This is a genomic window from Acinetobacter sp. 1000160 (genome assembly GCF_000588715.1).
Classification (GTDB): Bacteria; Pseudomonadota; Gammaproteobacteria; order Pseudomonadales; family Moraxellaceae; genus Acinetobacter; species Acinetobacter courvalinii.
In genome coordinates this window covers 1-16158 of record NZ_JFWP02000007.1, presented here as the reverse complement: position 1 = coordinate 16158, position 16158 = coordinate 1, and the positions used below count along the sequence as shown (strand labels likewise).

Annotated in this window: 10 protein-coding genes and 1 pseudogene; 4 read left to right on the top strand and 7 right to left on the bottom strand. The window is 42.7% G+C overall.

Going from position 1 to position 16158, the window contains the following annotated elements; genetic code table 11:
* The first annotated feature begins 3 nt into the window (after positions 1-3).
* Both J699_RS05080 and J699_RS05085 read left to right on the top strand, forming a co-directional pair.
* Positions 4-1188, top strand: coding sequence for a VWA domain-containing protein (locus tag J699_RS05080; RefSeq protein WP_032870474.1), 1185 nt, complete (start codon positions 4-6; stop codon positions 1186-1188).
* Positions 1189-1252: 64 nt separating this feature from the next.
* On the top strand, positions 1253-1435 hold the full coding sequence (locus J699_RS05085) for a hypothetical protein (RefSeq protein WP_032870497.1): 183 nt from the start codon (positions 1253-1255) through the stop codon (positions 1433-1435).
* Here the strand turns inward: J699_RS05085 and nth are convergent.
* Together nth and J699_RS05095 are read right to left on the bottom strand one after the other, a co-directional pair.
* Positions 1432-2118 carry an endonuclease III gene (gene nth, locus J699_RS05090; RefSeq protein WP_032870476.1) on the bottom strand — a complete coding sequence of 229 codons (687 nt, stop codon included), beginning with the start codon at positions 2116-2118 and terminating at the stop codon, positions 1432-1434. The genes J699_RS05085 and nth overlap by 4 nt on opposite strands.
* Entirely contained in the window at positions 2119-2916 is a 798-nt protein-coding gene (locus tag J699_RS05095) for an RnfABCDGE type electron transport complex subunit B (RefSeq protein WP_005231718.1), read from the bottom strand.
* A gap of 387 nt (positions 2917-3303) precedes the next feature.
* Here J699_RS05095 and gdhA point away from each other — a divergent pair, with 387 nt between their 5' ends.
* Positions 3304-4650 (top strand): NADP-specific glutamate dehydrogenase, encoded by a 1347-nt coding sequence (gene gdhA, locus J699_RS05100; protein ID WP_005231717.1) that lies wholly within the window; start codon positions 3304-3306, stop codon positions 4648-4650.
* A gap of 81 nt (positions 4651-4731) precedes the next feature.
* On the opposite strand, the gene J699_RS05105 is transcribed toward gdhA, so the two are convergent.
* From J699_RS05105 to J699_RS05125, 5 genes are all read right to left on the bottom strand, one after another.
* Complete coding sequence (locus J699_RS05105; RefSeq protein ID WP_032870478.1) at positions 4732-5838, bottom strand: META and DUF4377 domain-containing protein; 1107 nt, start codon at positions 5836-5838, stop codon at positions 4732-4734.
* A 189-nt stretch (positions 5839-6027) separates the two neighbouring features.
* On the bottom strand, positions 6028-6801 hold the full coding sequence (locus J699_RS05110) for a DODA-type extradiol aromatic ring-opening family dioxygenase (protein WP_032870480.1): 774 nt from the start codon (positions 6799-6801) through the stop codon (positions 6028-6030).
* 100 nt (positions 6802-6901) lie between these two features.
* Positions 6902-7381: a 23S rRNA (pseudouridine(1915)-N(3))-methyltransferase RlmH gene (gene rlmH, locus J699_RS05115; protein ID WP_005231713.1), complete on the bottom strand. Its 480-nt coding sequence runs from the start codon at positions 7379-7381 to the stop codon at positions 6902-6904.
* Positions 7382-7699: 318 nt separating this feature from the next.
* Positions 7700-10129, bottom strand: a complete 2430-nt coding sequence (gene lon, locus J699_RS05120) for an endopeptidase La (protein ID WP_005231712.1) — start codon at positions 10127-10129, stop codon at positions 7700-7702.
* Positions 10130-10273: 144 nt separating this feature from the next.
* Complete coding sequence (locus J699_RS05125) at positions 10274-10861, bottom strand: 5-formyltetrahydrofolate cyclo-ligase (protein WP_032870482.1); 588 nt, start codon at positions 10859-10861, stop codon at positions 10274-10276.
* 479 nt (positions 10862-11340) lie between these two features.
* Here J699_RS05125 and J699_RS0218825 point away from each other — a divergent pair.
* Positions 11341-16158: pseudogene (locus tag J699_RS0218825) on the top strand (ESPR-type extended signal peptide-containing protein); the annotation flags it as partial.

Genomic DNA, 16158 nt, shown 5'->3' with positions numbered 1-16158 from the left:
GTGATGAATAGGAATGAAGAACTGATCACTTTAGAACAACCTGATCTTGCGGAACAAGAACGACGTTGGCGTTTGATTTTAGGGCAAGCCCCCAATTCGACTACACATTTACCCAATTGGTCGCTACAAGATAGCAAGATGCAAGAGTGTTTGAATGAACTGTATCAGAGGGAACAGCCTAATCGCCGTGGTGGCTTAGGACATTCTAGTCCGCGCGTAGCGCAATGGTTAGGTGATATTCGACAGTATTTCCCGTCTTCTGTGGTGAAAGTCATCCAAAAAGATGCTTTAGAGCGTTTGAATTTACAACAAATGTTGTTAGAACCTGAATTGTTGGCGAGTGTAGAAGTCGATATTCATTTGGTTTCCACCTTGATTTCACTCAATCATTTAATGCCTGAAAAAACCAAAGAAACCGCACGCATCGTGGTACGTCAGTTGGTAGAGCAGCTTGAAAACCGTCTAAAACAACCATTACAGCAAGCGATTCGAGGCAGTATTAATCGCTCAGCGCATACACGCCGTCCTAAACGCATGCAGGACATTAATTGGAAACGCACCATTCAGTCCAATTTGAAACATTGGCAGGAAGATTTTAAAACGATTATTCCACATGAGTTACATGGGTATCCACGTCAACAAACGGCTTTAAAAGACATTGTCCTCTGCGTAGATCAGAGTGGTTCGATGGCACCTTCTGTGATTTATTCAAGTGTTTTTGCGGCGGTGATGGCAAGTATTCGTGCAGTCAGTACGCAAATGATTGTATTTGATACGGAGTTGGCCGATTTAACCCCTTTGCTCGAAGATCCTGTGGATGTGTTATTCGGCACACAGTTGGGTGGGGGAACCGATATTGCTAAAGCAATTAAATACTGTCGTAGTAAAATCACTCGCCCAGAAGATACCATTTTTATTCTTATCAGTGATTTGTGTGAGGGGGGCGATGCTAAGCAAATGCTCAAGCAAGTGGCTGAAATGCTAGATAGTGGTGTGCAAGTGATTACGCTACTGGCATTGTCTGATGAGGGTGCGCCTTGGTACGATACTCAACATGCACAGATCTTTGCGGACATGGGAATTCCAATGTTTGCGTGTACACCTGATCAATTTCCAGAACTCATGGCTACGGCAATTGAAAAACGAGATATTCATGCATGGTATGCAACTCAGCAAAATCTGACATAATAGAGGTGAAAGATGATGTTACGACATGCAAGTCGAAACGTATGAGTAAATTGAGGATATGTCTTTGCTGAAAATTATTTTGATTGTGGTGGTAATTTTAAGTTTAGCTTTACTGTTATTTTTATTGTATCAAAGCCAAAAAATGTTGCGTCATGTGCAGAAACAGCAGGCTTTGGAAAATAAACTGAACGGTAAAGCACGTCAGCTACATCCAAAATTACAACCGCATAAAAAACCTCAGGATTAACTGAGGTTTTTGACGACAATGGCTTTGTTTGCGCCAAATTCAAAGCGGTCTGGCCAGTTACAGACATCGGCAACCACACATTCACCACATTTCGGCTTACGTGCAATACAACAATAACGACCGTGCAAGATTAGCCAGTGATGCGCATCGATAATAAACTCTTTGGGAATCACTTTAATCAAGCGATCTTCAACCTCGAGCACATTTTTACCCACTGCCAGACCTGTACGATTTCCCACACGGAAAATATGGGTATCGACCGCCATAGTCGGCTGACCAAATGCTGTATTCAGTACCACATTGGCGGTCTTGCGGCCTACACCGGGTAAAGCTTCCAGTTCTTTACGCGTTTCTGGAATTTTGCCCTGATACTGCTCTACCAGAATACGACAGGTTTTAATCACATTCTCGGCTTTAGAATTATACAGACCGATGGTCTTGATATATTCTTTCAAGCCATCCACCCCAAGATTTAAAATCGCCTGAGCGGTATTGGCAACTGGGTAGAGTTTATCGGTGGCCTTGTTGACACTCACATCGGTTGCCTGAGCAGACAGCAGAACCGCAATCAGCAATTCAAACGGTGAAGAATAGTTCAGCTCGGTTTGTGGATGTGGTCTTTGTTCACGTAAACGTTCGAAAAAAGTCTGAATCTGCTTTTTGGTCATATTTTTAACGGGCATTTAGATGTCCTGCAATTCATTTAAACGTTGTTGTAAAGCCAGTAACTGGGCTTGCTTTTGCTCATCTGCACGGACACTCAGCTGTTTTTCCAGTTTCTTGATCTGCGTGCGTACTTTGGCAAGTTCAATGGTAGTTTTAGCATCCAGTGCTGGCGTTTCTTTGGGTTTATCCACGAGGGTAATCACAGGCACATTGTTGAGTGCCTGAGAAAACTGGGCAAAGAATTCCACATCAATTTCTGCACGGACAATCGGGCCTTTACGGCTTAAACGACGTTTCTCTTCACGTTGAATATGTGCGTAGTAACGATGTCTTAAATCGTCCTGTTCAACGCTGCGTTGTTCTGCGCTTGGCAAGGGTTGGCTGTCTGCCACCAGATCAATGCAATCCACTGGACAAGGCGGAATACATAATTCACAGCCTGTACACAGATCGGTCAAAATGCTATGCATCAGCTTACCACTGCCGATAATTGCATCCACTGGGCAGGCACTAATACACTTGGTACAGCCAATACATTCATCTTCCCGAATGATCGCTTTCATACGCTGTGGACGACCATCCGCTTGAATTTCCCAGACACTGGGTTCAGCCGGAAGAGAAGGACGTTGCAATAGCGCTGCCAATGCATCAGCAACCGGTTGGCCACCCGGTACACACTTATTTGCCTCTTCGCCTTCTGCAATCGATTTTGCATAAGGTAAACATCCATCACGATGACCACATAAACCACATTGTGTCTGTGGTAAGAGCTGATCTATTTGGACGATAAGAGAATGTTGTACGGTTGATGACATGGACATGGATGAAGCAAAAAACAGGGAGCCTAGTATAGCAAATAATGACTTTAGGCGGGGTCGCCAAACTGGAAAATCATCCAGATCGCATGTTGGTTTTTTTGCTTAAAAATAGTGCGATTGTTGATGTTTTTTAGTGCGAATTAAAAATAGGACCGCGATATGAAGGATAAAGCTGGAAAAATATCACCGCATTTTTTAAGCAATTTTAGGTACATTTATTATAAAAATAATGAACATTTATTTAAATAAGTTTTTGATTATTAATAATATAAAGTTTGTCCTAAAAAATAATATTGTGATGCAATAGTAATCTGTATTAAATATATGCGATATTCTATTTTGGTGCATTTTTCGCACCAAGATAAATCATGGACTTGGGGGTGAATGTTGAAGTACAACAGCTTAAATGACTTTCTGGATTATGTTAAAGCGAGAGATCCTAATCAACCTGAATTTTTACAAGCTGTCGAAGAGGTCATGACCAGTTTGTGGCCGTTCATTGAGAAAAATCCTAAGTATGCTCAATATGGTCTGCTCGAGCGTCTGGTTGAACCTGAACGCGCCATCCAGTTCAGGGTATCGTGGATGGATGACCAGGGTCAAACCCATGTGAACCGTGCTTTCCGGGTGCAATACAACTCAGCGATTGGGCCTTATAAGGGGGGAATGCGTTTTCACCCTTCAGTGAATCTTTCAATCTTAAAGTTTTTAGGCTTTGAACAAACCTTTAAAAATGCCTTAACGACGCTACCCATGGGCGGCGGTAAAGGCGGTTCTGATTTTGATCCGAAAGGTAAATCAGATGCCGAGATCATGCGTTTTTGTCAGGCATTAATGCTGGAGCTCTATCGCCATCTCGGTTCGAATACCGATATTCCGGCAGGGGATATTGGAGTCGGTGGTCGTGAAGTTGGCTACATGACCGGCATGATGAAAAAGCTGAGCAATGACACTTCTTGTGTCTTTACCGGTAAAGGGATTTCATTTGGAGGTTCCTTGGCCCGTCCTGAAGCGACAGGTTATGGCACGGTTTACTTTGCAGAAGAAATGCTGAAAACCCGTGGCGAAAGCTTTGCAGGTAAAACGGTTTCGATCTCAGGTTCTGGTAATGTTGCACAATATGCCGCAGAAAAAGCCATGTTCCTGGGCGCAAAGGTAGTGACCTTGTCGGATTCAAACGGCACAGTCTATTTAAAAAATGGTTTCAGCAAAGCATTACTTGATGAAGTGATGGAACTGAAAAATGAAAAACGTGGCCGTATTTCCGAGTTTGCTTCAAAACATGGTTTCGAATATTTCGAAGGTCAAACACCTTGGCATATTCCTGCGGATATTGCTTTACCGTGTGCGACACAAAATGAATTAAAAGCGGAAGATGCTGCAACTTTGCTGGCAAATGGCGTGATTTGTGTTGCAGAAGGCGCCAACATGCCTTCAACGCTTGAGGCGGTTGAAAAGTTTGTTGAAGCGAAGATTTTGTATGCACCCGGTAAAGCTTCGAATGCGGGTGGCGTTGCAACCTCAGGTCTTGAGATGTCTCAAAATGCTAACCGCTTGGGCTGGTCTTTTGAACAGGTCGATGAGCGTTTACATGCGATCATGAAAGAGATTCATCGTAACTGTGTCAAATATGGTACTCAGGAAGATGGCTCAATCAACTATGTTGATGGTGCTAATATTGCCGGTTTTGTAAAAGTTGCTGATGCCATTCTAGCGCAAGGTATTTATTAAAAGTCTCTTTTAAATTAAGAAAGACTTCCCATAAAAAAATCCGATGTTAAGACATCGGATTTTTTTATTTACAGCTATAAATTATGGTTTTTTAACAATCTCTTGTTCAACAACCATATCGAGTACGTCTGCAATGCTTGATTGATCAGCAGCTGGGTTCTGAATGTCAAAACGCTTCACACGTACAATCACACGTTGTTGTGGATTGTGCTCAAAACCTTCGATTTGACCGTAGTAAAGCGACCAGTTTTTGTCAGCGTAAGTTTTTAAACCTTTTTCGTCATATTTAACTTCACGCACTTGCATACAGGTTTGTGGCGCAACGCCTGTGCAAGATTTAGTTTCTGGTGCAATTTCCAAGAAAACAGTTTTACCTTCAGACTGGTATTTTGCTTCAGGTGTCATTTTACCCACGAATGTATATTTTTGACCTTTTGCATCCGCGATGACCAAAGTTGGTTGTTCCGGATTGCTTGTATTTACTTCATAAGCGATTTTACGTTTTTGTAAAAGGTCACCCGCAAACTGTTCCTGTTTCATCAAGGCAGGTTCGCATGCCATCATTGTCGAAGCCAATGCACCGGTCACGATCGCACCGTTTTCGATTTTCCAAGAGGTATTTTGACGGTTACAACCCGTATCTACAGATAAACGGTCATTGCCTAGGAAGCTTAATACGATTGGACGTTTGCTATCAGCAGGTTGATATGACCAGGTATAATTGGTCAATACATTGTTATTTGTCACTTTAGCACCTGTGAATACGTGTTTTTGACCTTTGCTGTCCGTCACAGTCAAGATTGCCTGACCATTCACCGTACTGATTTCAAAAGGTACTTTTTTCTCGCTGAAAATATCAGCAGATAAACGTTCTTGTTGCATTAAATCGTCTGCACACGCCATCATGGTTGATACCAGTGGAGAAGTGACAATAGTATTGCCTTCAACTTTCCAGGTACCACCTTGGTTGTTACAACCGGTTTGGATTGCAAGCTTCTGGTCTGCACCAAATGCTAAAACCAAAGGTTTAGATGCTTTTGAACCTTGGTATGTCCAGTTGTATTCAGCCAAATTTTTTGCAGCAGTTGTATTAATTTGTGAAATCACGTTATCAGTCACATTTTGTACCGTTTGACACGCCATTAAAGAAAGTGGAAGTAAGGCAAGAACTAAATATTTAATTTTCATATTCAAAACAACGGGAAATAAATAACAGACCTAAGCTTAAAGTATTCTTAAAAAAAGAGCATGGGTGCCACTTAGGCATTAAGTTTGTTAAATGTTTCTATTTGTAAATTTTAAAAAATATAATGGATTTATAGGCTTGCTAATATTATATACAAGCCTATTTTATTTTTATGTGATTCAGTACGCAATTTAGTCGAATCGGTAAATATCCATCCCGAGGGAACCCATCGAGAAGCTGCTGTGCACAATATTAAAGCGATTTCCTGTGCCCATAGCAAAGAAAAGTGGTGCAAAATGCTCTAGAGAGGGGTGATTTCTCTGTACATAGGGTAAGGATGGCCAGTCCAGCACAGCATCATAATCCTGATGAGTCAGTTTGTTGACCACTGCATTGCGGAAAGTGCTGGCCCAAACTGGCACATCGGCATCTGCTTGCCAGGAAAGTTCAGCCAGATTATGGGTGATACTGCCTGAGCCGATCAGTAAAATCTGTTGTTCACGCAGTGGTGAAAGTACTTGTCCAATTTTATAAATCTCGTCGGCATTCATATGTATCGGTAATGAGATTTCAATCACCGGAATATCTGCATCTGGATACATATGCAGTAACGGCATCCAGACTCCATGATCTCGTGGACGGGTACTGTTGGCATGCGCAGCCAAACCTGCTTCAGCAAACAGCGTCAATATTTCTTCTGCCAACTGCGGTGCGCCAGGTGCCGGGTAGCGAATCTCATAAAGTGCAGGTGGAAAACCACGAAAGTCATGCCAGGTTTCAGGGCGTGTCGATGTACTGATTTCCAGCGCCTGACTTTCCCAATGTGCCGACATGACAATAATCGCTTGAGGTTTAGGCAGGTTGCTACTCAAGCGATTTAAGGCCGGGCCAACCTGTTCCGGGTCAAGGGCAAGCATAGGCGAACCATGAGAAATAAAGAGTCCGGGTAAGGTCTGGAAAGTCATATAGGGCACCTGATTAAAATGACATGATTATCGTGACAAAAAAGTGATGACAATGACAGCCATTAAACTTCAACATATTGTTCTAAAATCAGAACAGCCTTTAAGCCCGATGATAAGGATGATTATGGTTAATACTCATCGCTCTATATAACTGTTCAATGAGTAGGATACGCACCATCGGGTGGGGCATGGTCAATTTCGATAATGACCAATGCCAGGCTGCTGCCTTACGAACCGCATCTGAATGTCCATCCGGCCCACCAATTGCAAGCGCAATATCATTACCTTCCAGCATCCAGTGTTTCATGGTATCTGCCAGTTTCTCGGTACTGAGTTCGCGCCCGCCGACTTCTAAGGCAATTAAGGTTTCATTTGGCTTGAGCGCATTTAAAATACTTTCACCTTCAATTTGACAGTATTTTAAAATATCTGCTTCGGAGTCATTTTTTCCGCGTTTTGCCATCGGTAGTTCAATCACTTGTGTTTGCACGAATGGCTGGATACGTTTGAAATAGTCTTCAAATCCGGTAAGAACCCAAGCAGGCATTTTTTGACCAATGGTAAGAATGCGAATTTTCATAAGAACGGCTTATTTAGCAAATTCCACACATTATAAATGTTGCGGACCCGCATAGGGCAAAAGCTGCGGTTTATCTTGTCATAAATAATACAATAAGCTGTTTTATATTTTCCATAAAAAACGCAGCTCAAAATGCGTATGAGCTGCGATCAAAGAGCCATCCGTCTGGAGTTCAGATGGCACTAAAATGAGTTCACTGAGTCAAACTTGATCTTTGTTTTATCGACTCTATTTTATTATGCAAGATATTGGTTATTTTTCAACCAGAAGATGTAACAAAAAAAGAGAGCCGAAGCTCTCTCTTTTATCAGTCACTGTTTAGTGACGTGCAGCTTTTGCCTCTTCCACCGGTTTTACAATCGGTGTTTTAGGTAAAGGTTTTGGTGTATCCGTTAACGCTAAAGGCAGGATTTCATCAATACTTTTCACAGCCTTGATTTCTAAACCTTCTTTCACGTTGTCTGGAATCTCAGCCAAGTCGCGAACGTTATCTTGTGGAATGAAGACCAGCTTGATTCCGCCGCGGTGTGCTGCAAGAAGTTTTTCTTTCAGACCACCAATACGCATCGCACGACCACCGAGACTGGTTTCACCGGTCATGGCGATATCTGGACGAATCGGAATACCTGTGAATGCCGATACAAGAGCAGTCGTAAGTGCTAAACCAGCAGATGGACCATCTTTTGGCGTTGCACCTTCCGGTAAATGCACGTGAACATCGGTTTCTTCAAAACGTGAAGATTCAATGCCCAATTCATCCGCACGGGTACGTACCACGGTCATTGCTGCGGTAATCGACTCTTTCATAACATCACCGAGTGAACCGGTCGTAATGAATTTGCCTTTACCTTTTACTGCAGCAACTTCGATGGTCAGCAATTCACCACCGACAGACGTCCAAGCCAGACCGTTGACACGGCCTACCTGTGCCTCATCTTCTGCGATACCAAAGTCAAACTTATGTGGACCCAAGTATTCAGGAAGATTGGCAGAAGTCACGTCAATCTGTAAGTTCTTCGACTTCTTGCTGACTGCTTCTTTTACCACTTTACGGGCAATTTTAGAGACTTCACGCTCTAAACTACGAACACCGGCTTCACGTGTATAACGTTGAACGATGTCGCGGATTGCTTCTTCATGAACAGTCAATTCTTTGCTACGTAAACCATTGTTCTTGATTGCTTTCGGAACAAGGTAACGTTCAGCAATATTGACTTTTTCATCTTCGGTATAACCCGGTAGACGAATCACTTCCATACGGTCCAGTAAGGCCTCTGGAATATTCATGCTGTTTGCGGTACAGATGAACATCACTTCAGAAAGGTCAAGATCAAGATCTAAATAATGGTCATTGAACTTGCTGTTTTGTGATGGATCTAGGACTTCAAGCAAGGCTGATGCCGGGTCGCCACGATAATCTTGTGCCATCTTGTCAATTTCGTCGAGTAAGAACAATGGGTTCTTTACACCAACTTTTGTCAATGACTGCACGATTTTACCTGGCATCGCACCGATATAGGTACGACGGTGACCACGAATTTCAGCTTCATCACGTACACCACCGAGTGCCATACGAACAAACTCACGGCCTGTTGCTTTTGCTACAGATTCACCAAGCGATGTTTTACCCACACCTGGAGGACCGACGAGACAGAGGATCGGACCTTTGAGTTTTTTCACACGAGACTGAACCGCAAGATATTCCACAATACGATCTTTAACGTCATCTAGGCCGTAATGATCGGTATCAAGAATTTCCTGAGCTTTATTCAGGTTAATGCTCACCTTGCTGGCTTTGTTCCATGGCGTATCCAAAATCACTTCCAGATAGTTGCGAACTACAGCAGCTTCACTTGAAGCAGGTTGCATGGCCTTAAGTTTACGAAACTCAGCTTCAGCTTTTTTGCGCACGTGTTCAGGTAAATCGGCTTCAGCCAGACGTTTTTCAATTTCTGCAACGTCATCTTCAGCCCCGCCATTCATATCGGAAAGTTCACGTTGAATGACTTTCATTTTTTCATTTAGAAAGTATTCACGTTGGTTCTTTTCCATTTGGCGTTTTACACTGTCGTGCAGCGTTTGTTCAATTTGCTGTTCAGCAGATTGATTCATCAAATAATTCATCAACTCTTGCAAGTGAGCTTCAAATTCATCGTGCTCTAAAAATTTTTGTTTGACTTCAATATTTAAAGGCACACGAGTGGCAACGAAGAACATCAATTGTAATAAGTCTTCAATTTTATTTGCTGCTGCGACGAGTTCACGCGCATTACGTAATTTTGCTTCGGCATATTGAGCAAAAAGGGTACGTAATTCATTTAAGCGAGTTTCTTGGGTCTCTTGATCCAAAGATAATGTCATTGGGCTTAAATGATGTTCAGCTGTTAAGTATTCTTCACCATCAATAATGCGTTCTAACTTAGAACGGTGTAGGCCTTCGATCAGTACTTTAATGCAGTTTTCATCATTTTCATGATTAACAACCTGTACGATTTTGGCCACAGTTCCATATTGATAGAGATTATCGTGATCAATTTCTTCTGTAAGCGAATCTTTTTGCGCAACTACAAATACTAAATTGTCACTGTTACGAGCCACATCCACTGCATTGATCGATTTTTCACGACCCACGAATAGCGCAATTTGCATGTGCGGATACACCACAACATCACGTAACGCTAATAGTGGTAATACACTTGGAACCTGTGGCTCTAAGCTTGTTTCATTATTTAAAATATATTCAGACATGGGCACTCCTAATGAGTGACAACGGTGTTGCCATGTTTTTTATAGTGATGTGCATTTTAAAAATTACAAGGGTTTTTACTTAGAAAATATAAAAAAAAGACTAAATTACTCAAGATTTAGGGCCGTGATAACAAAAAGTGCGAGTTAGCGCTTGAAAAAATAGAATTTTTTAGGTGTAAGTAATCCATCTAGAGGTTGATCCCATTTCTCCCGTAATAAAGGTTGTTGTATATATTGGAAGTCATGGGCCAGGCCAAGACGATAAGGACGCTGTTGAGCACTGGCTAGAGTCCGGTCATAAAAACCACCTCCCATGCCGATACGTGTTCCCCGATAATCACAGGCCAGCAAAGGCATAAGTAGTAGATCGAGTCGGGAAACATGGTGGCCGCGATTTGCCATGGGTTCCTTCATCCCTAGCGGATGGTGTGAAAAGCGTTGATTAAGATATTGCTTTGAATGCACCCGTACCCAGACCAGTTGCAGGTTCATATTACAGATCATGGGTAAATAAACCTGTTTTCCATGTTGAAAACAGAGTTTTAGAATTTTGTGAGTATGAATTTCACCAAAGGCATGTAAATACAGCCCGATTTTTCTTGATGTTTGAAAAGGGACTGACTTTCTGAGCTGAATCAAAACCTGCTGTTCAGCTTGCCTTTGTTGATAAAAGGAGAGTTGTCTTCTTTTAACGCGTAGCTGTTTTCTTAATAATTTTAAATCTTGGCCCATAAGATTGCAGCAATATTTTTGATAAGAGAATCATACTCGATTTAGCAAACAATATCTAAAACCCAGTGTTTTGGAATTTATAAGTAAAAATTGATAGTGTTATGGTTATTTTTATTCCAGCTAATAAATGGTTTTTTGATTACTTATTTCAATAATCAATGATAATTAAAGGTATTGAATATTATTTTGCTTTGTTTTATGGAGTTTTTGCTCTACTTTTCATTTTATTTGTAAAAAGAAACAAAACGAAAACAAAAGAAAACATAAAATTATTTTTGTAGTTAAATCATGGATTTATTTTACATGATTTTTTAATAATATGAGAAATAAGTCTCACATTTTATCAAAAAGTGTTCACTGTATCTTTACCAATTTACTCGGTTTTATTAGCATCCGCGGCTCTTTTTCGGCATCGAAACTAAAAATGCTCATTTGCATTTTTAGACCATCAATAACTGTAGTAAACATCTGAGAATTTTATGAACAAAGTGTATAAAGTGGTTTGGAATGCATCTATTGGCGCATGGGTTGCAACCTCTGAACTGGCAAAAAGTAAAACCAAAACTAAATCTAAAATTTCAAATTTAACTGCTGCAGTATTGGTCGGGGCGATCAGTTTTTCTCCTGCTGCGTTTGCTGCAAGTGGGATTGGTGGGGGAACTGGTTCGGGTACCTCAATTTCAGGAACATGTAATGAGGGCATGGCGAGTACTGCCAATGGTAAAGATGTTGCCATTGGTTGTGGTGCTAAGACACAAGACTTTACCAGTACCAATATCGCAAACCGCCAAAATCCATATAACAATTCAACAGGCGCTTTTGCAGGAACAATGAAACAAGGCGGTTCAATTGCCTTGGGTACAGGTGCGACCACTGAAAAAGGTTTAGGTACGGCAATCGGTTCTTATGCAACCACGACCGATATTGCCGGCGTTGCAATCGGAACAGGGGCTTTATCGAAAGGGAATACTGCGCTTTCGATTGGCCGTCAGTCAGCAGCAACTGGAGACTTTTCGCAGGCAATTGGTAATGTGGCAGCCGCAACAGGTAAAGGTTCTTTAGCGATTGGTCACTCTGCAACTGCAGAAGGTTACCGTTCAATTGCCATTGGTTCTCCAGATATTGAAAATGCAGGTTCTGTCGCAGGTCAGGCAGGCGCATCCTATCAGCCAAACATGGCAACCAAGGCGACAGGTAAAGATTCGATTGCATTTGGTGGTGGTGCGGTTGCAACACAAGAAAACTCTTTGGCAATTGGTGCATTCTCGGCATCAACTGGTAAAAAATCAGTTGCGATTGGTACGGGCGCAAAAGCCAATAAAGATGAAGCTGTTGTAATTGGTGACCAGGCAGAAGCTACTTTTGATGGTGGTGTTGCAATTGGTAAGGGCGCACGTTCAGAAGCTGAAAACAGTATTGCTTTAGGTAAAGATTCAAAAGCGACTCAAGCGACTGGTGAAAGTTTCCTAACCAAACAAGCTGCACCAACAGGTGTTTTGTCTGTAGGGGATGTGGGTGCTGAGCGTCGTATTCAAAATGTTGCAGATGGCGCAGCTGATTCTGATGCCGCAACGGTTGGTCAGTTAAAAGCTGCACGTACCCATTATGTCAGTGTCAATGACAATGGCATGCAAGGTGGCAACTATGAAAATGATGGTGCGAAGGGACTTAACTCTATAGCAGTAGGGGTGAATGCAAGCACCAATGCACGTGAGGCGATGGCTTTGGGTAGTAGTGCTAGAGCAACAGGATCAGGTTCTATTGCAATGGGCTCGGGATCAAATACTGTTGGTCGTGGTGATGTTGCCATGGGCCGAGGCTCTTCGACGAAGGGTGTGGATGGTGTAGATAGCAATCAATCGATTGCAATCGGTGATCAGACCAAAGCGATTGGTGACCAGTCAGTTGCGATTGGCGCAGATGTTATTGCACGAGGTAACTCATCTGTTGCGATTGGCGGTGATGATGTCGACAAAATTGCACGAGATGCCGAATTAAGTAAAACCTATACTGATATTACAGGTGGAACTTTAAAAGCGGGTCATTATCCAACCACTGAGGCGAATCACGGCTCAACCGCAGTCGGTACTCAGGCCGTAGCTACAGGTGCCTTTTCATCAGCTTTTGGTATGACTTCTAAGGCAACAGGTGATGCATCGGCTGCCTTTGGTGTGATGTCAAATGCATCAGGTAAAGGTGCTGCTGCATTTGGTGCGGTCGCTCAGGCGACAGGCGATGGCGCATCGGCAATGGGGATTAACTCACTTGCGTCTGGGACCAATTCAACTGCAATTGGTTCGGGTAATAAACCTGGTGAAGGTGCGACTGCAACAGGTAATGGTGCAGCTGCAATCGGTAGCAATGCCAAAGCAACGGGTGATAGTGCTGCTGCGGTAGGTAAAGGTGCTGAAGCAAGCAATGAAAATGCTGCTGCGATTGGTGGCGGTGCCAAGGCGACAGGCAAAAACGCTGCTGCAATTGGTGGCGGTGCTTTAGCTGATCAGGAAAATGCAGTTGCTGTTGGTCAAGGTGCGCAATCTCTGGTTGTCGGTGGTGTTGCATTAGGTGCACGTAGCCGGGTTGAAGCAGAAAACAGTGTGGCATTAGGACAAGATGCAGTTGCGACAGAAGCAACAGGTAACTCATTCCTCACAAATCGTGATGCATCAATGTCAAATGGTGTGATCTCTGTTGGTTCTGCGGGTAAAGAGCGCCGTATCACCAATGTTGAAGATGGTGCTGCTGATTCAGATGCCGTGACTGTTCGTCAGCTTAAACATGTTGATGCTCGTGTGAATGAGAATGCGCAAAACATTACCAATCTGGATCAGAAAATTGATAACACCAAAACTGATTTGGGCAATCAAATTGCAGATACCAATAAAAATCTGAATGATGCTAAAACAGATTTAGGTAATCAAATTAACAATACTAAAACTGAGCTAAACAGCAAGATTGACAACACCAAGACCGAGTTGCAAAACAAGGGCTTGAACTTTGCTGGTAATGCAGGTGCAGACGTTCACCGTAATTTGGGTGACAAGCTCAATATCGTGGGCGGTGCTGATGCTGCAACAGCAGAAGACAAGACCAGCGGTGAAAATGTCATTACCCGTACGACTGAAGATGGCATCAAGATCGAATTGTTGAAAGATGCGAAGTTCGACAGCATTACCACTGGCGACAGCGTACTCAACAACAATGGCTTGACCATCAAAGATGGCGCAAGCATCACTAAAGACGGCATCAATGCAGGTAATAAAGTTATTACTAACGTTGCTGATGGTGTAAATGGTAAAGATGCAGTCAATGTTGACCAGTTAACCAAAACCAAAGATGGTCTGGATAACAAGATTACCGATACCAACAACAAGTTAGATGATGCTAAAAAAGACTTGGGTAACCAGATCACGGATACCAAAGATCAGTTAACCACCCAGATTACTGATACTAAAACTGAGTTAAATAACACGATCAATAACACCAAGACCGAGCTAAACAGCAAGATTGACAACACCAAGACCGAGTTGCAAAACAAGGGCTTGAACTTTGCTGGCAATGCAGGTGCAGACGTTCATCGTAACTTGGGTGACAAGCTCAACATCGTGGGTGGTGCTGATGCTGCAACAGCAGAAGACAAGACTAGCGGTGAAAACGTCATTACCCGTACCACAGCAGATGGCATCAAGATCGAATTGTTGAAAGACGCGAAATTCGACAGCATCACCACTGGCGACAGCGTACTCAACAACAATGGCTTAACCATCAAAGATGGCCCAAGCATCACTAAAGATGGCATCAATGCAGGTAATAAAGTTATTACCAACGTTGCTGATGGTGTTAATGGTAAAGATGCAGTCAATGTTGACCAGTTAACCAAAACCAAAGATGGTCTGGATAACAAGATTACTGATACCAACAACAAGTTAGAGGATGCTAAAAAAGACTTGGGTAACCGTATCACAGATACCAAAGATCAGTTAACCACTCAGATTACTGATACTAAAACTGAGTTAAATAACACGATCAATGACTGAGCTAAACAGCAAGATTGACAACACCAAGACCGAGTTGCAAAACAAGGGCTTGAACTTTGCTGGTAATGCAGGTGCAGATGTTCATCGTAACTTGGGTGGCAAGCTCAACATTGTAGGTGGAGCGGATGCTGCAACAGCAGAAGACAAGACTAGCGGTGAAAACGTCATTACCCGTACCACAGCAGATGGCATCAAGATCGAATTGTTGAAAGATGCGAAGTTCGACAGTATTACCACTGGCGACAGCGTATTGAACAACAACGGTTTAACCATCAAAGATGGTGCAAGCATCACTAAAGACGGCATCAATGCAGGTAATAAAGTCATTACCAATGTTGCTGATGGTTCAATTGCCAATGGCTCTAAAGATGCCGTGAATGGCGGTCAGATCAAGCATATTTCTGACAGCATCAAGAACAGTATCGGTGGTAACACCATGGTTAATCCGGATGGTAGTATCAGCACGAATAACATTGGTGGTACAGGCAAAAACAACATCAATGATGCAATCAGCAATGTGAAAGACGCAGCAACCAAAGCGAAAACCACAGTGACTGAAGGCGACAACATTGTTGTTAAAGAAACGACCAATAAAGATGGCAGTACCAACTACGAAGTATCGACAAAGAAAGACCTGACCTTAGACAGTGTAACGACTGGCGACAGCGTATTGAACAACAATGGCTTAACCATCAAAGATGGCCCAAGCATCACTAAAGATGGCATCAATGCAGGTAATAAAGTCATTACCAATGTTGCTGATGGTTCAATTGCCAATGGCTCTAAAGATGCCGTGAATGGCGGTCAGATCAAGCATATTTCTGACAGCATCAAGAACAGCATCGGTGGTAACACCACGGTGAATCCGGATGGTAGCATTACCACGAATAACATTGGTGGCACAGGTAAAAACAACATCAATGATGCGATCAAGTCAGTCGATGACAAGGTGACCAATGGTGTCAATGACCTAACCAATAAAGGTCTCAACTTTGCTGGCAATGCAGGTAAAGACGTTCATCGTAAGTTGGGTGACAAGCTCAACATCGTAGGTGGAGCGGATGCTGCAACAGCAGAAGACAAGACTAGCGGTGAAAATGTCATTACCCGTACAACGGCAGATGGCATCAAGATCGAATTGTTGAAAGATGCGAAGTTTGACAGCATCACCACTGGCGACAGCGTATTGAACAACAACGGTTTAACCATCAAAGATGGTGCAAGCATCACTAAAGACGGCATCAATGCAGGTAATAAAGT

Coding starts and splice junctions, on each gene's coding strand:
- J699_RS05110 (WP_032870480.1), bottom strand. CDS start 6,801: ATGACTTTCCAGACCTTACCCGGACTCTTTATTTCTCATGGTTCGCCT.
- nth (WP_032870476.1), bottom strand. CDS start 2,118: ATGCCCGTTAAAAATATGACCAAAAAGCAGATTCAGACTTTTTTCGAA.
- rlmH (WP_005231713.1), bottom strand. CDS start 7,381: ATGAAAATTCGCATTCTTACCATTGGTCAAAAAATGCCTGCTTGGGTT.
- J699_RS05125 (WP_032870482.1), bottom strand. CDS start 10,861: ATGGGCCAAGATTTAAAATTATTAAGAAAACAGCTACGCGTTAAAAGA.
- lon (WP_005231712.1), bottom strand. CDS start 10,129: ATGTCTGAATATATTTTAAATAATGAAACAAGCTTAGAGCCACAGGTT.
- gdhA (WP_005231717.1), top strand. CDS start 3,304: ATGTTGAAGTACAACAGCTTAAATGACTTTCTGGATTATGTTAAAGCG.
- J699_RS05105 (WP_032870478.1), bottom strand. CDS start 5,838: ATGAAAATTAAATATTTAGTTCTTGCCTTACTTCCACTTTCTTTAATG.
- J699_RS05095 (WP_005231718.1), bottom strand. CDS start 2,916: ATGTCATCAACCGTACAACATTCTCTTATCGTCCAAATAGATCAGCTC.
- J699_RS05080 (WP_032870474.1), top strand. CDS start 4: ATGAATAGGAATGAAGAACTGATCACTTTAGAACAACCTGATCTTGCG.